General features: G+C 42.4%; 14 protein-coding genes and 1 riboswitch. Of the genes, 4 read left to right on the top strand and 10 right to left on the bottom strand.

What is annotated here, in order from left to right; all coding sequences use genetic code 11:
• Positions 1-48: 48 nt before the first annotated feature.
• A riboswitch (TPP riboswitch) is annotated at positions 49-144 on the bottom strand.
• 102 nt (positions 145-246) lie between these two features.
• The 3 genes from AAFH98_RS01485 to AAFH98_RS01495 all read right to left on the bottom strand — a co-directional run bounded on the left by AAFH98_RS01485 (position 247) and on the right by AAFH98_RS01495 (position 4,215).
• Positions 247-891: an energy transducer TonB gene (locus tag AAFH98_RS01485; RefSeq protein ID WP_342520894.1), complete on the bottom strand. Its 645-nt coding sequence runs from the start codon at positions 889-891 to the stop codon at positions 247-249.
• Positions 892-1,101: 210 nt separating this feature from the next.
• Positions 1,102-3,624 (bottom strand): M14 family metallopeptidase, encoded by a 2,523-nt coding sequence (locus AAFH98_RS01490; RefSeq protein ID WP_342520895.1) that lies wholly within the window; start codon positions 3,622-3,624, stop codon positions 1,102-1,104.
• A gap of 114 nt (positions 3,625-3,738) precedes the next feature.
• Entirely contained in the window at positions 3,739-4,215 is a 477-nt protein-coding gene (locus tag AAFH98_RS01495) for a nuclear transport factor 2 family protein (protein ID WP_342520896.1), read from the bottom strand.
• Between the two features lie 276 nt (positions 4,216-4,491).
• Here AAFH98_RS01495 and polX point away from each other — a divergent pair, with 276 nt between their 5' ends.
• On the top strand, positions 4,492-6,255 hold the full coding sequence (polX, locus tag AAFH98_RS01500; protein WP_342520897.1) for a DNA polymerase/3'-5' exonuclease PolX: 1,764 nt from the start codon (positions 4,492-4,494) through the stop codon (positions 6,253-6,255).
• Between the two features lies 1 nt (position 6,256).
• Here the strand turns inward: polX and AAFH98_RS01505 are convergent, their stop codons facing one another.
• Entirely contained in the window at positions 6,257-7,270 is a 1,014-nt protein-coding gene (locus tag AAFH98_RS01505; protein WP_342520898.1) for a LacI family DNA-binding transcriptional regulator, read from the bottom strand.
• A 534-nt stretch (positions 7,271-7,804) separates the two neighbouring features.
• On the opposite strand from AAFH98_RS01505, the gene AAFH98_RS01510 reads away from it, so the two are divergent.
• Together AAFH98_RS01510 and yaaA are read left to right on the top strand one after the other, a co-directional pair.
• Entirely contained in the window at positions 7,805-8,257 is a 453-nt protein-coding gene (locus AAFH98_RS01510) for a CHRD domain-containing protein (protein ID WP_342520899.1), read from the top strand.
• Between the two features lie 181 nt (positions 8,258-8,438).
• Positions 8,439-9,200, top strand: coding sequence for a peroxide stress protein YaaA (gene yaaA / locus AAFH98_RS01515; protein ID WP_342520900.1), 762 nt, complete (start codon positions 8,439-8,441; stop codon positions 9,198-9,200).
• A gap of 125 nt (positions 9,201-9,325) precedes the next feature.
• On the opposite strand, the gene AAFH98_RS01520 is transcribed toward yaaA, so the two are convergent.
• Positions 9,326-9,568 carry a ChaB family protein gene (locus AAFH98_RS01520; protein WP_342520901.1) on the bottom strand — a complete coding sequence of 81 codons (243 nt, stop codon included), beginning with the start codon at positions 9,566-9,568 and terminating at the stop codon, positions 9,326-9,328.
• 156 nt (positions 9,569-9,724) lie between these two features.
• Positions 9,725-10,696, bottom strand: a complete 972-nt coding sequence (locus AAFH98_RS01525) for a methylenetetrahydrofolate reductase (RefSeq protein ID WP_342520902.1) — start codon at positions 10,694-10,696, stop codon at positions 9,725-9,727.
• Positions 10,697-10,862: 166 nt separating this feature from the next.
• Between AAFH98_RS01525 and metH the strand changes: the two genes are divergently transcribed.
• The gene (gene metH, locus AAFH98_RS01530; RefSeq protein ID WP_342520903.1) at positions 10,863-14,555 is read left to right on the top strand and encodes a methionine synthase; all 3,693 of its coding nucleotides are present in this window, start codon (positions 10,863-10,865) and stop codon (positions 14,553-14,555) included.
• 70 nt (positions 14,556-14,625) lie between these two features.
• On the opposite strand, the gene AAFH98_RS01535 is transcribed toward metH, so the two are convergent.
• From AAFH98_RS01535 to AAFH98_RS01550, 4 genes are all read right to left on the bottom strand, one after another.
• Positions 14,626-15,132 carry a hypothetical protein gene (locus AAFH98_RS01535; protein ID WP_342520904.1) on the bottom strand — a complete coding sequence of 169 codons (507 nt, stop codon included), beginning with the start codon at positions 15,130-15,132 and terminating at the stop codon, positions 14,626-14,628.
• 35 nt (positions 15,133-15,167) lie between these two features.
• Positions 15,168-16,028 (bottom strand): hypothetical protein, encoded by an 861-nt coding sequence (locus tag AAFH98_RS01540; RefSeq protein WP_342520905.1) that lies wholly within the window; start codon positions 16,026-16,028, stop codon positions 15,168-15,170.
• A gap of 245 nt (positions 16,029-16,273) precedes the next feature.
• Positions 16,274-17,608 (bottom strand): RagB/SusD family nutrient uptake outer membrane protein, encoded by a 1,335-nt coding sequence (locus AAFH98_RS01545; protein ID WP_342520906.1) that lies wholly within the window; start codon positions 17,606-17,608, stop codon positions 16,274-16,276.
• Between the two features lie 22 nt (positions 17,609-17,630).
• Positions 17,631-20,576 (bottom strand): SusC/RagA family TonB-linked outer membrane protein, encoded by a 2,946-nt coding sequence (locus tag AAFH98_RS01550; protein WP_342520907.1) that lies wholly within the window; start codon positions 20,574-20,576, stop codon positions 17,631-17,633.
• Positions 20,577-20,581: the final 5 nt, after the last annotated feature.

Below are 20,581 nucleotides of genomic sequence, written 5' to 3' on the forward strand. Positions count from 1 at the left end.
GATGAACTTGCAAGAAATGCTGATCAATCCGGCAGCAACACAAAAACGGCGCTACTGCCTTGGTTTCCCTACGCCGGTGTTATCCGGTTCAGGTTCTCAGGGTATGATCTCAGCCTGCTGTTGCAAGCACCCCCAACCTTGGGTGATTATTATTCATGCCAAAGATAAGGGCATTGATTGGTTTCCTCAAAATTAGTTTGTCAAAAATTTGGTCTACACTCCTAAAACTGCAAGGATTTTCAAATCCTAATTCTGTAACTGAAAATTAATCGTTTGAGCCGTCTGAACCGGTACAACATTGCCACGTTGACGTCCGGGAACAAATTCCGCTTCCTTGATTACCCTGATCGCTTCCTCATCACATCCCCCGCCAATACCGCGCAGTATATTTATATTTTCAGCTTTTCCGTCTTTACCCACCACAAACTGTATAATAACCTTACCCTCTATACCGGCTTTACGAGCCATATCAGGATAATTAATATTATCGTACAACCACTTTTGGCCACCTTTCATTTCAGGCTCCTGCTCTACTACTACAAAGAACTCTTCCTCCTCTACGTCTTCTGGTTCTTTGGGTTCCGGAAGCGGCTCATCCATATTTATATCAGCATCGATATTAATTTCCTGATCATCAATAATTTCATCATTGGGCACCTCAACGGGTACCTGTGGACGTGGTGGAGGCGGCGGCTGCTCTTCTTGTTTCGTTTGTGTTATTTCTTCCATTTCTACTACTTCTTGTTCTTGCGTTAAATCCACCTCACTTTGTTGAGATATGAATTGAATCTTACTGGCCCCTATAAATATCCCTAACACAACAATCAGCGATACTTGTAGAATGAATATGTAATAGTTACGCAGATCCGACGATGGCTTTTTGTATCTCATATTAATACTAAGTAGTTAATACTAATTAAGTAGTAATAATATATAATACGTATAAGTCATTCAAGTCTTATCCAATCATAATCACTTCCAGTATTCGGAAGGAGTAGAACTGCCAACGCTGGAACTTTGCATAGGAGGCATTAAAAAACCTGCCAGGCCATAAGAACCTGACAGGTTAAGTAGTGAAATCTATTGCTAAGCTAACTAAAACTAATCGACCATAAATACCGCATTTCCAAATAGCAACTTACCATTATACCAGAATGCGCGGAACAGTGGATTATCAACCATATAGACCACCGAGCCGGATCCCATATGTTGTACCCCAAAAGTAAGTGTATTCTTAACCTTATCTTTTGCTTTGTGACCAATAAAGCCACTCATGTGAGCATCCTCTTTGGCCACTCCTACATTCCAGCCATCTTCAAGATAGGCATAGGAATCAGCATCTAACTTTAAGGAAAAGTATTCCTCCTCATATCCGTAGGCAAGCGGGTGGGTATTATCCATTGTAATTTTATACACGGAACCGCTGTTAAAACTGGAGATATATTCTCGCTGTTGATTACCGTAGGTTTCAAGCAAATCGTCCTGCTCTGGCTCTGAGGAATCCCCGTTTTTATTCGTCAAGCTAAAGCCATCTTTCCCAGCCAAAAAACTATTTGCATCCTGAACCGCAATCAATTTTCCTCCGTCAGAAATCCACTCCTTAACATCAGCTAATCGACTACTGTCAATACGACTGCTATAATAACCGGAAGGTAAAATAAGCACATCGTAGGCACTTAAATCTACCCCGTCAAAATATTCAGTATCAAGCATCGTCAACGGGTATTCAATCTGCTGATCAAAATAGTGCCAAATTTCGCCCACTTGATTTGAGGAAGTTCCTTCACCCGATAACATAGCCACACTCGGCTTATTCATATACTGCACAGAAGAAGATCCTAAATCAAAACCAGACTGGGCAAAACCGGTCTCTACAGCATGTATTTCTTGGTTATGATTTTGAGCAAGCTCCTGCACTTTTTCATCAAATTCCGGCATGTTTTTATTATCAGAACGTGTTAAAACAAGCGTACCGGGATCGTACATCCGATCATCGATCTTAAACTCTCCACTGGTAAATCGTACTTTTATATCATGCTTCAAGAAATCTGAAAGCAGACGCAGATCATCCAGATCTTCCCAACGGGCAATATAGGCATAGGGTTTTTCAGGGAAATTTTGCTGCACTTCGGGTTTTTGATACTGCTTCGGCTCCACATTAAGCTGATGCGTTAAAGCATATCCATCCAATCCATAGGCATAATGCTGTTCCCAAGCGGTAATATCATACGTTACCGAATCTTCCAACTCGGGACGTGGTTCAAATAACGTCCGTGCAAGCACGCCCTTGGGCTGGTGGACACTAATTAAATAGTCACCTTCACTAACCCGAACACTTTCGGTATTCCCTGTTTGATAATTATACCCGCTTAAGGTTGCCCCGGATTGGGCCTGCCCATACTCAATTTGATGCTCATCCAACAACTCAAACAATGCCTCTAACTTATCGGGATTATTATCTTGTTTAATGACAAAGGTTTTATATTCTCCTTCGGGATTATTTTGCGCCGTTTGATAATAGTCAGCAAATTCAGAAACCAGTTGCTCAGCATTCCTCGAACTTATTTCAACCGTCGACAGGCCTGTTGTATAATGATGGAGCAAGCGATCGCTAAGGGTAAGCGTATCCCCCTCTTCGGTGGTAATCCCTAATCCAGCCCGACTGTTTCCGGCCTGTTCGTACGTCATCCCAATCGCCCCATTAAAGATTGGATAGGTATCACCATAGCTGGGATAAAACAGATCAAAAACTTCGCGTGTAAAATAGAGCCATCCTTCCTCATCAAAATACTTGGCGTTATTTTCACCAATGGTGTGCTGAAAATCAGATTGCCAATCGGTTATAGCTGGATGAAATGGCTTGGCAGCAGGAGCAAAATAGTAAGGGGAATTCACGCCCTGTTCGTGGAAGTCAACATGGATATGAGGCATCCATTTTTGATACTCAGCTACGCGGTGACGACTTTCTTTTTGTGTAAGCCAAGCCCAGTCGCGGTTCAGATCAAAATAATAGTGATTCGTTCGTCCACCAGGCCATGGCTCATGATGTTCGCGAGCATCGGGATGGACATTCATTTGTTCTCCAACTACGCCCTTGTACCAATCTACGTAACGGTCACGTCCATCGGGGTTTAACATCGGATCCATCAGCACAACCGTATTCTGCAGCCACGTTTTAGCTTGGGCATTATCTGCACGAACAAGCTCATAAATGGTCTTCATGGCCGCCTCGCTGCTGGAGGTTTCATTACCGTGCACATTGTAGCTGAGCCATACAATAGCCGTACTGTCTTCAGTTGGCGTACCGTCTTCTAAACCAGTGCGTTTTAAATTATTTGTCCGGATTTCATCCAGTCGCTGCATGTTCTCCGCACTCGAGATAACAGTTAACATCAACTCGCGACCCTCATTGGTGGTTCCATATTGATGACCCTCAACCAGTGGCGACTGCTCAGTCACATGCCAAAAATAGTCCATTACCTTGTGATGGGGCGTCCACTGAGACCCTAACTCATACCCCAAAAATTCAGATGGGGATTCCAAATTAGATTGGGCGTTAATGCTCGTTGAAAAGAGCAGTAAAACAAAAAGTGAATAAAAAAAGCGGGATTTTAACGTTGTCATAATTGATTCTTGATAAGTAATAAGCAACGAGTAAAACAGCATTTACTCGTTATTAAAATTAATTGCCGTTCTGTTGTCTTTCCAATTCCATGTCAACCTGTTTCACAACCGTATCTACGATAGCATTTGGAATCGGGATTGACAAATTATATAATGCGCAATCTTCCAGTTTTTATCTTTTTTTACAAGCACCCCTGATCCCCGCACCGGACCCAAATTGGGAGTATCCAGCGACTCGTCGAACCAAGCTGTACTACTTCCATCAGATAAATATACATGTCGTTCAACAGGAGTAAAATCCCACGCCTGCCCCTCATCAAAATAGGGGGAAGCCCAATCCTCAAACTCCCAAATCGTCCATCGCTCAGTAGCGTCCGTACCCATAAAAATAGCACTGTCACTTGCAAAATGGCTAAAATATCGCTCTGCATTGGCTTCGGATGCTGCTAAATGCCAGTCATCCAGTACCGTATTGATAGACTTTTTTTGCATCTCCTGGGATTTTTGCTGTCCACTTGAACATCCAACAAGTATTCCCACTATCACCAACGAAATGATACGAACTGTCATCTTATATACTATTCTATCCATAGCCAACCCATGTTTACTACTTTAAAAGTTATCAAATAGGAATAAACCTAATTTACCCCCAAATTGAAACAATTGTTATAATTCCTGGAAAACCATATAACATGGAGAACCAATATTTTTGGCATCATTCGTGAATAATTGTGAGTAACCGCGTACTATTTTTGCTGCTCAGCTTCCCTTCAGAAACTTACCGTTTACGTATTTGCAGAACTGCTTAAAACAAGAGGATTTCTTACCTTTAACAGTCAAAAAAGAAATTCAATATCAATTGCTTTTATGTCTGTAACCAACCAAGAAATTGCCGAACGTCTGCGCGAAATTTATCAATTAATGCAGCTTGCCGGTGAAAACCGATTCCGAGCTATTGCTTTTGACCGTGCAGCTCAAACCATTGAATCATTAAATGATGATATCAATGATTATATTTCTGATGACTCACTAACTGACATTAAAGGAATCGGCAATTCTATTGCCGAAGATATCAAATCATACGCCGAAACGGGCAAAATTGAAGTGCTCGAAAATCTTCGAGAACGCATTCCCAAAGGGGTTATCAAATGGTTGGACATCTCGGGATTGGGACCCAAAAACATTGCAAAAATTCATGACCAGCTGGGTATTTCTGAACTTGATGAACTAAAAGCAGCCTGCCAAGACGGACGTGTTGCTGAACTCGACGGATTGGGAGAAAAATCGGCACAAAAGATTTTGAAATCCATCGAATGGATGGAACAGTTCGATGAGCGTTGCCGTCTTGATGAAGCTACAGAGGTTGCTGAACCCATCTATAACTTTCTCAAAGATCGCGAAGGGGTTGAAGCTATAGAAATAGCTGGCTCACTTCGTCGATCCAAAGAAACTATTGGTGATGTTGATATTTTGATTGGAGCTGATGAAGAACATATTCCTGCTCTTTTTGATGCTTTTGTAGACCACGAACTGGTCGTTGAAGTATTGGGCCGCGGAGATACCAAGAGTTCTATAAGAACAAAAAATGGCCGACAGGTAGATTTACGTATCGTAAAACCCGAGCAATTTGCCGCCGCACTCATGTACTTTACCGGTAGCAAAGAGCACAACGTGGTACTACGCCAACGGGCACGAGAACGTGGGTTATCACTAAACGAATATGGTCTTTTTAAGTTAGACGATGAGGGAAATACAAATTTTGACGAACCCATTGACTATCAAACGGAAACCGATATTTATCAGCATTTAGATCTGCACTTTGTGCCTCCAGAGTTGCGCGAAGATCGCGGTGAGGTTGCATTCTTTGAATCTCACGAGTCGATGGACCTTGTCACCAAAGATGACATCCGGGGCGTTTTACATGCTCACAGCACCTATAGCGACGGTAAATTCTCCATTAAAGATATGGCACAAGCTTGTATTGACCGGGGATATGAATACCTTGGCATAACAGATCACTCCAAAACGGCCGCTTATGCCGGTGGGCTTTCGGTGGATGAAATTCATCAACAGTGGGAAGAGATTGATCAACTTAATGAGGAGTTTTCTTCTGAGGGAATTGATTTTAGAATCTTCAAGGGCATCGAGTCGGATATACTTAGTGATGGCAACCTGGATTATGGAGACAATATTTTGGAAGGGTTCGACTTTGTGATTGCCAGCGTGCACAACGGGCTGGATATGTCGCGTGAAAAAATGATGACCCGCTTCCGAAATGCCATCAAAAATCCCTATACCGATATTGTTGGTCATCCAACTGGGCGTTTGTTACTACAACGCGATGGCAGCGACTTGGATATGAACGAACTTATTGAACTGGCTGCTGAACATAATACAGCCATTGAAATCAACGCGAATCCTTACCGGCTCGACTTAGATTGGCGCCACGGTAACAAAGCCAAAGACGTAGATTTAATGTCCAGCATTAATCCCGACGCACATAGTAAAAACGGCATTGATTACATTCCCTACGGAGTACGCATTGCTCGGAAAGCCAAGTTTGAAAAAGACCGTATCCTCAATACCAAGTCAGCGGATGATCTTGCCTCTTGGTTCCAAAGCCATCGATAAATTACCCTTGATTTTCCGTTGATCCACGCTTGACCAGTACAGGATCACTGACCTCTTGTACCACTGAGGCATCAACCTCATCAATAAGTTTAGTCATCTGCTTAATAGCATTAAGACCGATGGTGTACATCTTCTGGTCAATAGTCGTAAGATCAAGATATTTGCTAAGCTTGATATTATCATAACCCATAACTGCAATATCGTCAGGCACGGTCATCCCCAAACGAGAAAGTGCATACATAGCGCCCACAGCAAGGGTATCATTCAGGCAAAAAACAGCGTCCGGAAAATCACCTCGCTTATCAAATTCATGGATGGCCTCAAATCCGGATTCCTCCGAAAAACCGGCATGTTTGCTAATTGACCCCCGGACAAAATGTTTATCTTTGATTTCAATGCCTTTGTCATCCAAATAATCCTGAAATCCATTGGTACGTTCTTTGGCCATTTCAGATTCCTCGGCCGCCGAAATAATTCCAATCGACTCGTAACCCTGCGTTACCAAGTGTTCGGCCGCTAATTGTCCACCGCGGTAATCATTCACCTGAAAATAACTATGGTCTGGATGCGTCGTGTTTACCAATACCGTTCGAACTTCGGTTGCCAGCAACTGTTTATTAATTTTATCCGGCAAATCAATCGACAGTACTATCAATGCATCAGCAATACCGCGGCTAAAAAACTCTCGTAATCCTGACTGGGGATTGTCCGAGCCGGTGTTGTAAATCATCATATCCAGCTTTGTGCGACTGATCTCGTCCTTAATACCCTTCAACACCTCATTAAAGTAGGGCGTTGTAAATGAGGGCACAATTACACCAATAAGCTCCGGCTTACTACTGGCCAGCTTACGGGCCGTCAACCGCGGAGCATAATTCATATCGCGCATCGCCTTGAGAATACGTTTCTTCGTCTTATCAGAAACCCGGGGCGAATCGTTTAGCACCCGCGATACCGTGGCAGTACTAACTCCTACCTTTTCAGCGATTTCGTAAATGGTTGGTTTTTTAGCCATCCCTATTTAACAGATTATGAAATTTGAGATTTACCAAAGATTACGTATCAAATCTAACAAAACAATTAGCATAATAAATATTTTCTCCAATTATTCATTTGATACCGCTTCCAATTTTATTCTCTGGTGATAAAATTACGCTATATTTCTCTTACTGACTCTTCGAAATCCCTGGCGCATTCATCTTTTATAAATAAATTGCAAATATCTACAAAACAATAGTAATCGGGAATCCTGGAGCTCTCATCCGACAAACGTTACTCAAAATGTGGAAGCAGCTCCAAACTCATAATAAAAGCCTTGTCACTGGTATCAAAGCTTATTTTACAATATAAAGACCGGCACCCCATCAATATACAGATTTACCTCCAAACCCTCACAGACTCTATTGAAAGTCGCAGTGACACCATTTACCTTTCTGATAAATAAGTATAAAGGGACAAATAACACAACACTGCAGATTGCTTTGTTGATATAATAATTGGAGAAACATAACGGTTATATAGTTACCAACTATTAAAAAAGATACTTGCTATGAAACGCATACTTTTTATCGTCATATCAGCTGGAATATCTTTACTATGTTTTGCATCAAATGTACAAGCGCAACAAGCCAAAAAAATTATTTTAGCTGGATATAAACATAATCCTCCCGTTCAAACCAGTGGATCGGGCATGGCTACTGTTGAGCTACACGGGGATACACTTACTGTAAAAGGCAAGTTCGAAAACTTAACTGGTAATTTTTCTGGTGCCTATTTGATGGTAAGTCTTCGGGGCCAGGGTGGCAATCAACTTTATAGACTAAAAACTACCTTAGATAAAAATGATAAAACGAGTGGTCGTTTTGTGGGCAAGGAAAACCAATTTGTTCTTTCTCCGGCTGAAAAAAAACTTCTGAAGGATGGAGATCTTTATATCAATATCAGTTCCTTCGAAAACCGTAAGGGCGAATTAAGGGGAGATATCGGTCCCTTGGGAGAATAGAAAACGTTTAAACTACCATCAGCAGAAAAGTTTCCGTTATTTGACCAACACTTGGACCAAGTATCTCCCTTCTTCCCTGCTATCCAAAAGAATAATTATGGAATGATCTCATTAAGGAATTAGGTTATACCCCCTAACATTTAAAACAGAAATTTAACGCTGAAAATATTATTTCAACATTATGAAAATTGTACTTTCTCCTGCTAAAACGTTGGACTATGAAAGTGAATTACCAATCGATCGAGCCACTAAACCTCAATTTTTGGAAGAGGCTGAAACACTAAATAACGAGCTGGCTGAAATGTCGAAAGACGAGTTAAAAGATCTCATGGACATCAGCCAAAATTTAGCTGACCTGAACTACGAACGCTATCAAAAATTTTCTACTCCATTTAACAAAAATAATGCACGTCCCTGCATTTATGCTTTCAAGGGATCCGCTTATAAAGAATTAGATGCTCATACTATTGATGAGTCGCATATCGATACCCTACAAAACAGTTTGCGTATTTTATCAGGTATGTACGGTATTCTTCGTCCGCTGGATTTGATGCAGCCCTATCGTCTGGAAATGGGAACAAAAATGCAGATAAACGGTCACGACCGTCTGTATGATTTTTGGGGCAATAGTCTCACCGAAGCCCTGAATGATGAAATGGAAGATGGTGAACTGTTTATCAACCTTGCCAGCAAGGAATATTTTAAAGCGTTGAATCCCGACAACCTGAAGGTGGATGTCATTACTCCAAAATTCAAAGATTTTAAAAATGGAGATTTAAAAACGATAGGTTTCCACGCAAAAAAGAACCGCGGAACGATGTCACGCTATCTTATTGAAAACGAAGTTGATAGCTATGAAGGACTGTTAGGCTTTAACGGAAATGACTACAGTTATAGCGAAGAGCATACCGACGATAAAACCGAACCAGTTTTCATAAGGTAACAAATCCTTTAAACAAGTAAGGACACGCCGCGGCGTGTCCTTACAATCAAACATCTTAAGACCCTTTCAACTCGACTTATAAATCCTTGCGGGTAATCCAACTCCTTTAATAAATTTTGCCAGCACTAAGATTTTTTTGGCTCTTTTTTCTTTACCCACTTGTCCCCCTCTTTTTCATATGTTTTTTTAACAGTCGACCATGCTACCTTATGTGCTGTTTCTTCCTGTGAGCTTTTATCGCGCCGGTTTTTGGGGCTTGAATATTGATCCCAAGCATTATTATAGGCTTCTTTATAAATCTCCTGTGCGTGCTTTGGAAGACTATTTTTTACAGAATCAGGCAGCTCACTAAGCTTATCGTATGGCATAACACCCTCCTTTTTAAACATGATTACTATCTCCTTTAACCATGTTAAAAAAAATATGTTCTACTTGGATGGAGGGAACTACTTTGCGAAATGGATCAGATTACTTATCCAAATAAGAGCTTAGTAATTTTTTTAGCTGAAAAGAACCGAGTATCACTAATTACCAGCTTTGGCCGTTTTACCCAAAGGAATTTTATCTACCGCATCCAAGGCCGGCGTTGGATCACCCATAATATAGAAATGGATACCCGGCGCACCACCCTCTAACAATTCAGCACACTGTTGGGCTGCCCACTCCACACCAATCTCACGCGCATTATTGGGATCAGCCTGCACCTCATCAGAAAGAGCTTCCGGTATATTCAGGTGAAAAAACTTAGGTAGAAAATTCAGGTGTCGTTCTCGCGTCAACACTTTCAAGCCCGGCACAATGGGACAGTCAATGCCGGCAGCCCGACATTTTTCTACAAATTGAAAATACGCATCATTGTTAAAAAACATTTGTGTCACGATATAATCGCCACCGGCATCTACCTTTTTCTTCAATTGCTGGATATCAAAATCCAGATTAGGAGCCTCAAAATGTTTCTCAGGATACCCTGCTACCCCCACACAAAAATTAGTTTGATGTGCATTTACAATATCCTCGAGATATTCTCCGCGATTCATATCCTTAATCTGGCTCACCAAATCAAGGGCATACTTATTGTAAGTACCATTTTTTATTCTGGGAGTAGAATCATCAGGAGCATCTCCCCGAATAGCCAGCACATTATCAATTCCCAAAAAGTTAAGCTCAATAAGCGCATCTTCTGTTTCCTCTTTTGTAAAGCCTTCACAAATCAAGTGTGGCACGGGATCCACATCATATTTATGCTTGATCGCCGCACAGAGACCAATCGTCCCCGGACGCTTTCTCTTGATATGCCGCTTAATAGTCCCATCAGGCAGCTCCTCGTAATACGATTCGGCCGCATGATAAGTCACATCAATAAAAGGTGGATTATACTTCATCACCTTATCCAGCGACTCGAAAACCTGGTCGACTGAACCCCCTCTCTTTGGAGGAATGATCTCAAATGAGATTAATGGTTCCGTTGCTCTATCGTAATGCTCAATTACTTTCATTTAGTATGCTATTCTTTGTACCTTTGGGATCCAAAAACTTTTTTGCTGGTTACGCGATTTTCATTGCGAAAATCTAACAGTGTCTAAGGTAATCACTTCGTAGCTTAGTTAAAAAGTTTTTGTGCAACCACAAGTACCTAATAATCAATTACCTGGACGTTTTTACATGAAATTTGATCAACTCACCGATCTGCTGAAAGATCGCATCCTGATTCTGGACGGCGCCATGGGCACCATGATTCAGAATCACAATCTCACCGAAGAAGATTACCGCGGCAAACGCTTTAAGGATTACGACAAAGGGGATCTCAAGGGCAATAACGACCTGTTGAGTATCACTCAACCCGAAATCATCAAAAATATTCATCGGCAATTCCTTTCTGCCGGGTCTGATATCATCGAAACCAATACGTTTAACGCTACTTCTATTTCGCAGGCAGATTACCACATGCAAGATCTGGCTTACGAGCTTAACGTGGCAGCAGCAAAAAATGCACGCGAGGTCGCCGATGAGTTTACGGATGAAAACCCTGATAAGCCCCGATTCGTGGCCGGAGCTATTGGTCCCACGAACAAGACGCTATCACTTTCTCCGGATGTTGAAGATCCCGGCTATCGAGCTATTACGTTCGATCAGCTGAAGGAAGCATACAGCGAACAGATTCGTGGCCTGGTAGATGGTGGAGCCGATATCCTGCTGGTAGAAACAATATTTGATACGCTCAATGCCAAAGCTGCTATTTACGCTATTCATAAGTTCCAGGAAGAAACAGGTAAGGAAATCCCCGTCATGATTTCGGGGACCATTGTTGACCAAAGTGGACGTACGCTATCAGGACAAACGACCGAAGCATTCTGGATCTCGGTATCGCATACTAAAAACTTATTGAGTGTGGGATTGAACTGTTCGTTGGGATCCAAACAAATGCGTCCCTATATCGAAGAGCTGGCTGATAACGCAACCTGTTTTACCAGCCTCTATCCCAATGCGGGACTACCCGATGAAATGGGGGAATATAATGAAACGCCGGAATTTATGGCGGATCAACTACGCGATTATGCGGAATCGAACTTTGTGAATTTAGTAGGGGGATGTTGTGGAACCACTCCCAAGCATATCAACGCAATTGCTGAAGCAGCCAGTGAATGCCAACCACGCAAAATCCCCGACCAAAAACCATACTTGCGACTTAGTGGATTAGAACCCCTGGTTGTTCGTCCCGACACCAACTTTGTGAACATTGGCGAACGCACCAACGTAATGGGATCGCGCAAGTTTAAGCGACTCATTAAAAATGAAGAGTATGAGGAAGCATTATCTGTTGCCCGACAACAGGTAGAAAACGGCGCTCAGATCATCGACATCAACATGGATGAGGGCATGCTCGAATCCGAAGAGGTGATGGTCAATTTTCTGCAACTTATCGCTGCTGAGCCAGATATTTCGCGCGTTCCAATAATGATCGACTCCTCAAAATGGTCGGTGCTCAAGGCAGGACTCAAAGCAGCACAGGGTAAGTGCGTGGTTAACTCTATTTCACTTAAAGAAGGGGAAGAAGAGTTCAAAGAACATGCACGAGAAATCCTCAACTTTGGAGGTGCTGTGGTCGTCATGGGATTTGACGAAAAAGGGCAGGCCGACAGCTACGAACGCCGTATCGAAATTGCTGAACGTGCTTATAACATTCTTACTAAAGAAGTTGGCTTTGCCCCGCAGGATATTATTCTCGATCCCAATATCTTGACGGTTGCCACCGGCATCGAGGAGCATAATAACTATGCTGTCGATTTTATTAAGGCTACCGAATGGATTAAAGAGAACCTGCCACTGGTGAAAGTAAGCGGCGGACTCAGTAATATTTCGTTCTCATTCCGCGGCAATAATAAAGTGCGCGAAGCCATGCACTCGGCTTTTCTGTATCACGCTATCCAAGCCGGGTTGGATATGGCCATTGTAAATGCAGGTCAGCTTGAAGTGTACGAAGAAATTCCCGAGAAGCTGCGGGAGCTCGTTGAAGACGTCCTGCTCAATCGCCGCGATGATGCTACCGAACGATTGGTGGATTATGCCGAAAAGATTAAAGACGATGACACCGAAAAAGAAGAAAAAACGCAGGAATGGCGTACCAAATCTGTAGAAAAACGTATTGAGCATGCGCTGGTCAAAGGTATCGTCGACCATATTGTGGATGACGTCGAGGAAGCACGTCAAAAATATGACCAACCTATTGAAGTTATTGAAGGTCCCATGATGTCTGGGATGGATGTGGTTGGAGATCTCTTCGGATCGGGCAAGATGTTCTTGCCACAAGTGGTGAAAAGTGCCCGCGTGATGAAGAAAGGCGTAGCACATCTGATCCCCTACATCGAAAAAGAGAAAGAAAAAAATCAAAATAGTGAGCCCAAAGCCAAGGTACTGTTGGCAACTGTAAAAGGCGATGTCCACGACATTGGTAAAAATATTGTTTCCGTAGTGCTACGCTGTAATAATTTCGATGTGATCGATCTTGGCGTGATGGTTCCGGCGGATAAAATTCTTGAAGAAGCCCGTAAAAATAATGTGGATATCATCGGGCTAAGTGGACTCATTACCCCCTCACTGGATGAGATGGTGCACGTTGCGAAAGAGCTCAAGCGCGAAGACTTTAAACAACCGCTCCTAATTGGTGGAGCTACCACCTCACGGACCCATACGGCCGTTAAAATTGAACCTAACTACGACCAGCCGGTAATACATGTGCTTGATGCCTCCCGATCGGTTTCGGTAACAGGTAACCTTGTTTCGAAAACACTGCACGATGAGTTCGTTAAAAAGATCAAAAATGAGTATGTAAAAGTGCGGGAACGTCACGAGGGACGATCCAGTCGCAAGACGTATTTATCCATTGACGAGGCGCGCGATAATGCCACGGATATTGACTGGAATGCTACCAAAATTGTCAAGCCTAACGAATTGGGCACCCAGGTTTTTGACAACTATCCACTGGATGAAATTCGCAACTACATCGACTGGGGACCATTTTTCATTGCCTGGCAAATGAAAGGTAAATTTCCTGATGTACTTGAAGATGAAAAGTATGGCGAAGAAGCTCAGAAACTCTTTGATGACGCCAACGAGCTGCTTGATCAAATTGTCGACCAAAAGCTTCTAAAAGCGCGGGCCGTTCTTGGATTGTATCCCGCCAATTCAGTAGGAGACGACGTAGAACTATACACCGATGATAATCGAAATGAAGTTCTCACTACTTTTCACATGCTTCGTCAGCAGGCGAAAAAACGTAAAGGACAACCCAACAAGGCCCTCTCAGATTTCGTAGCTCCGAAATCATCAGGGATTAAAGATTATATGGGTGGTTTTGCCGTGACTGCTGGCATAGGCGCCCCGGAATTAGTCAAACAGTTCGAGGATGACCACGATGATTACAATGCAATCTTAACCAAAGCACTGGCCGACCGCCTGGCAGAGGCCTTTACCGAGTTGCTGCATGAGAAAGTCCGCAAAAAGATCTGGGGCTATGCTCCGCATGAGAGCTACAGTAACGAATCCCTGATCCGCGAAGAGTATGAGGGTATTCGTCCCGCTCCGGGATATCCTGCGCAACCCGATCATACTGAAAAGCGTATTCTGTTTGATCTGTTGGATGTGCCTGAAAATGCCGGTATTAATCTAACGGAATCGTGCGCCATGCACCCGGCAGCTTCGGTAAGCGGGCTCTATTTTGCTCATCCTGAATCCGACTATTTCAATGTTGGGAACTTTACAAAGGATCAAATCGAAGATTATGCTGAGCGGAAAGGGATGACCATGGAAGAGGTTGAAAAATGGCTGGGACCTAACCTAAATTATGATCCGGAATAGATAGCACATAATATATAAAAGCCTGCCAGGTACATCCGACAGGCTTTTGTAAACTAACTCAACAACTCTATTAATTTGAGTTATATATAGCATCATTAAAGGTGCTCAGTCCAGCAGAAATTCTGACGGTATATGGAAATTGTTGCGGACTGTAGTTACGTTGCTCTTCTGTACTGTCTACCTGAGTTTGGGAAGTTTTAAAGCTGTCGAAATATATTTCCGCATCTATAGGATCTCCCAAAGCAGGAACTTCGATACTATAATCCCCAGAAGAGTTGACAGTAGTCTCATACGTAAGACTTTTATAGTCTACTCCCGGTTCAATATTACTTGCAAAATCTCTGGAATTAAGTACTACTTTGACATTAGTACCCTGTGGTGCACGCTCGTAATTTTCTTTTGTTGAAAAAGTCGTGTCATTAGTTTCATCCATATTTGCATAGGCTGTTCCCTGAATAGTCGCCGTTTGTGTCGAATCAATAGCATTTATAGGATCAGGGTTGGAAATAGACTCACAAGAAAGTGTCAAGCCAGCAAGTGCAAATGTAATAACAAAAATTATCTTAATAGTTTTCATAATAAAATATAATCTTGAAATACTGATAAAATTCTTTAGAAATAAAACATTAGATTAATAGAACCACCATAATTTCCGGTAAATACCGTCAAGCTATTACCACCTTCAAACACAGATTGACGACTTTCTACAGAATTAGAAATAGAATCCCAATATTCATAGGTATCTTGTTCGCGATAGTCCTTGATGAAATCTACCCCAAGGGTAAATTCGGCACCAATCGATATTTTAGGAGCAACAAAATATTCAATTCCAGCAAAACCATTTAGACCAACACCAAGTTGTTTATTCTTAGCTTCTTCTGATAGACGCTCGAACCGACCTCCATTTACTTGACTAAAACCAGTAGTAGTGGTGGGAGATTGATTGCCTTCAGTAATGGGATTACCGTAATCGTATTTGGTTGAAGTCCTTCCGTAGATAAAACTTGCTTCACCACCAAAAACACCAATAACACGTCCTTCTCCTTTACGGAATTCAACTCCGCCCCCCAATCGAACAAAAGTGGAATTATTAGTCCACTCGTCAACTACCTCTACATTGGGATCCGGCACTTCTTGATTATCCTGCATAACTCTGTTACGATTGGTCGTAACATCCTGATCTAATCGTAAGCGGCCCCGAACAGCCATATCATCAGACAAGAAATATTTACCGAAAATTTGTTGATTATTACCAACAAAATCGGCCCCAACCGAATTGTTCTGTGTATTATTAAAAATGTTCCCTATATATTCTGCAAAAGGTATCGCATCAAACCCAATGCTAAAATCTCCCTTTTCTGGCAGAGGATCTTGCTTTCCAAAAACTGATTCGGGGTCAGCTTGTTCTGTTTCCTGTGAAAATGCCTCTGCCGTAAAACACAGTAATACAATACATAATAGTGTATATTTCATTTAGTTGAATATTTAGAATTGAAATTCATAGATGATCAAAAATTTGCACCCATTTGGTCTCCACTTGATTTTAGTTTGCGAATAAGCAGCTGACTATTTGAGTTACAAAAACAACAAAAAAGATAAATGTTTCAACATTTTCTACGCCTGTTAATGCTAAAACTTATTTGCCCGTTGGTTTAAATAAAAAAGCCCGCAAGCTTTCACCTGCGGGCTTAAGATCTACGAAAAAAATATGCTGGAATTTATATTTCAGGATTTTCTGGTGTATTTGGATTGTTCTGACGCTCTGATGTAGGATATGGATAGTATACTCTATTACGTTCTGCACTCAGAGCCGGATCGCTGGATGGAACCGGACGTCCCAGGCGACGTGCATCTTCAAAACGCATACCAGTAAGATACATTTCTGCGCTACGCTGACGATAGATTTCCTCAAACAACTCAGGATCACTTGTTCCACCACTATAAGCAGGCAGATTAGCACCTACACCAAAAGCATCCTGTGACGGCTGCTTCGTGCGAATATTGTCAATCTCAGTGACAGCATCACCCGGCCGATTTAGGTTCACGTATGCTTCAGCACGAATCAGGTTCATTTCTCCGGGCAAATATACCGGGATAGGATCGCTGGCACTCGTAAAGAATCCTTCTACTTCATCAATCGGAAGCCCATTCGGCGTGCTCTGGGCATTATCCGGACTAAGGTAGAAATCTAACCGCGCATCCCCGGCTTCTGTTACTGGAGTTCCAAAGTTATCACGCGGAGCATATTCCTGACCTTCATCACCAAAAGCAATGTTGTCAAAAATAGGATTCCGTGTTGTAGAACCGTCAAAGCTAAAGACAGACGTTGCCGACATATCCACATCGTTAGATGCATCAATTGCTTGCTGGTAATTACCAGCAAGCAAATTATATCGTGCCTGCATGGCATAAATCGTATTTTCCAGATCGAACCCTGAAAGCAGTATATTGCTTTCAAAATCAGCAGAAGGTGGTTCCTGAGTTATACGATCACGCGCACTCTTAAGCAAGCGAAGAACTTCGGCCAGTACCTCTGAACGAGAGTGGAATGCCACCTCTTCACTCGTCTCAATAGGCGCCTGTTCAAAAGACTGAATTAAATAACCAAGTGCCATAGCCCGGTAAAGTTCAGCAGTTGCCATAATCCCACTGAGTTCAGCTTCATCTATGATAACATCAGGTGCATTATCAATGATCTGTCCAGTCATACTAACTGTTCTGAGCAAACCATCCCAGATACTGTTCGTACGACTATTTTCCGGAGGCAGTGCCGTCCCACCCTCTTCCAGTTCGACGAGACTCGAAAAAGTAGTATTAATAGCTAATTCTCGTGTGGTAACACCGGTATTTAGTACTACATCGGGATAAGCATTCTCCGAGTAATAGCCTTGTACTCCTATAGTGAAAGAGCGGACTCCTTCCTGCTTAGATAGTACATCTTCTTCCGTAGCAGCGTTTGGATTCGTCATATTCAAATCACAACCTACTACCATTACTATAACTGTAATTAAAAGTAGTTTCGTAAAGACAAATTTATTTTTGAATGTATTCATAATCTATCTGATTTCCGTCTGTTTAAAATTTTGCAGTAACTCCAAAAATGAAGCTTCTCGGAATAGGCACTTGTACAAAATCGAATCCCCGTACAGCAGTGCGTTGACCGGCAACATTTGTTTCAGGGTCGTATCCTGTATAGCTATCTATGGAAAACAGATTACGTCCTGCTAGACTTAGTTTAAGACTCTTCATGCCAAAAGCATTGAGCTTTGAAGTATATGAAACGGACAGCTCACGAAGTTTGAGATAAGAACCGTCTTCTACCCACTTCTCAAAGATTCCAAACACGCGGCTGTTATAACCAGCGGGTAGATCGCCCTCGAGTTCACGTTCATAAATTTCCATCGTACCAAAAGCTCCTAGCGCTCCTAATCGACGTGTAAAGTTGAACACATCGTTACCGTAGGACGCATCAAATTGAGTATGGACGTTCCAGTTTCCCCCAATATTGATGTCATTAATCCATGAAGCAACCCAATCAGGATTGGGATCGCCAATAATTTGATCACCTTCGGCTTCAAGCGGCAATCCATTAGAATCTGTCTCAATATTACCTTCACTGTCACGCTTAAAGGCATCACTGTAAAACACGCCTAAAGGCTCACCATTAATGGCAGCAACCTGTCCGAAGGATTCAGGTATAATTAACGTACCACCTTCTACACCCTGAATTTCATTCTCGTTGGCAGAGAATGTTAATGAAGAAGTCCACTGTAGATTTTGCTTATTAATTGGCACCCCCTTAACCAACAGCTCGATACCAGTGTTATCTAACTCACCGAAGTTACCCAGCTTGGTAGAAAAACCGGTTGATGGTGCTGCAGTTCGAAACAAGAGAAGATCTTCGGTCTTCTGCTTATACCAAGTAAACTCAACAGTTAGACGATCAGAAAGGAAGTTGGCATCTACACCCAGCTCGAGCTCTGTTTGACGTTCCGGCTTTACATCAACAGCTCCACGCTGCGACGAAGGCAACATAGCACTTCTACCGTTTATAGAAGTAGGATTGAAGAGGTTAAAACGATCAAAGGCTCCAATAGCGGTCTGACCTCCAGAAACACCCAGCGATGCACGGAGCTTAAAACTGGTGACGATATCAGAAAGTCCAAAATCATCCCAGAAGTTTTCTTCTGAAACCACGTAAGAACTACTGACCTTGGGAAAAAACTGCCAACGTTCGCTCTTGCCGAAGACAGAAGAAGCATCAAACCGACCGGCCCCTGTTACAAAAAGACGGTCTTTATAACCAAATGTCTGCTGACCAAATATTCCGTAAATAACCGTCTTACTTCTAAATTCTCCTGGTTGTTCAAAGTTAGCGCCCCCAGAAACAACTCGAGAACCTATACTAAACTGTTGTGCTTCCAAACCAATTGTTTCAACATTTTCATACTGCAGAGTACCGCCAAATAACGTGCTGGAATTTAACCATGGTTTGATATCTGTCTGGTAGCTTATTCTCAGATCATTATTTAATTGGAAAAACGCCCGCTCTGATCGACGACCAAAGCCAGTTGATAAGCCCGGGGCAGAAGTACCGGCCGGAATAAAGGCAGTTCCTACTTGAGAGTAAGTATCTAAACCTAACGTATGGTCTATAGATAATCCCTTGTGAGGTGTTAATGATAACTTAGCGTTACCAATAACACGGTTAACTTCATTTTGGAAATCGTAGGTATCAATTACTTCCAGGGGATTTGCCAAAACTGTGTTATTGGGATATTCTCCTGTCTCAGGATCCGGTTTGGGATTAAACGTATTAGGTCCAAAAATAAATCCAGTTAGGGCCCCATAAGAAGCATTCAAACCTCCATTGGGAATCTGCTGATTATTACTGTGGGAATAACTCAGACTAGTTGAAAGATTCGCCCAATTTGTCAATACCTGGTCTAGATTCAGACGTGCTGTAGAACGCTGGTAATTGGAACCGTCGACGATACCTTCATTATTTTTATGAGAACCTGAAATATAATAACGGGTGTCATTTGCTCCACCAGAAATAGACAGAAATTGGTTGGTCCCAACGGCAGTCCTGAAGATATAATCCTGAAAATCATATCGCTTACCAGACATTACGTTGCCGCTGTTGTCCAGGTATTCTCCATTTTCATTTTGTGCCATATTAACATCCAGAGTCTTACGAACCTTGTCAACATTGACGGTTGACTTGATAGTTATCGAAGGCTTCCCAGATTTACCTTGTTTTGTGAAAATCTGAACAACTCCATTGTTAGCTTGCGATCCATAAAGAGCAGCAGCGGCGGCTCCTTTAACAACCTCAATGCGGTCTATATCTTCTGGATTTAAATCTGCAAGACGATTTGTAGAAGTACCTCCTACATCAACTAATTCAGGAGAATCATTGTTTACAATCACTCCATCCACAATGTAGAGCGGGCTTGCACTACCAAGAAGAGTACCTGTCCCACGTAGTCGAACACTAATTCCACCTGCGGGATCACCAGAGTTTTGCTGCACAAGTGCACCAGCAATTTTGCCTGATAGTCCTGCATCAATTTCGGTAACTCCCGGAGAAGCCAATTCATCAGCACTTACTGTAGAAATAGAGTTACCCAACTGACGTTTCTCTGTCAAAACTGAAGCACCAGTTACAACTACTTCCTCCGCTCCAATAACATCCTGCTGGAGTGCAATGGTACCCAAGGCAATTTCCTGCTCATCCCCGAACTCAATCTCACGCTGGACCGTCCGATATCCGATAAAAGTCATGCGCAAATTATAGGTTCCGGGCTCAAGTCTTGCTGTAAGTTCAAAATTTCCGTCTACATCAGCAGAGGTACCGATGGTGGTATTTTCAATACTTACATTAGCTCCCGTTAAGGGGTCTTCAGTGCGTTGGTCTATCAGCGTACCTGTAACAGTGTACTCTACATTTTGTGCTTGCAAAGCAAACGGCAAAAGTAGTAGACAGATAAACGATAGTAATCGTATCCGGTATGTCATAAATG

Origin of the sequence: Fodinibius sp. Rm-B-1B1-1 (assembly GCF_038594945.1) — a bacterium.
GTDB classification, from domain to species: domain Bacteria; phylum Bacteroidota; class Rhodothermia; order Balneolales; family Balneolaceae; genus Fodinibius; species Fodinibius alkaliphilus.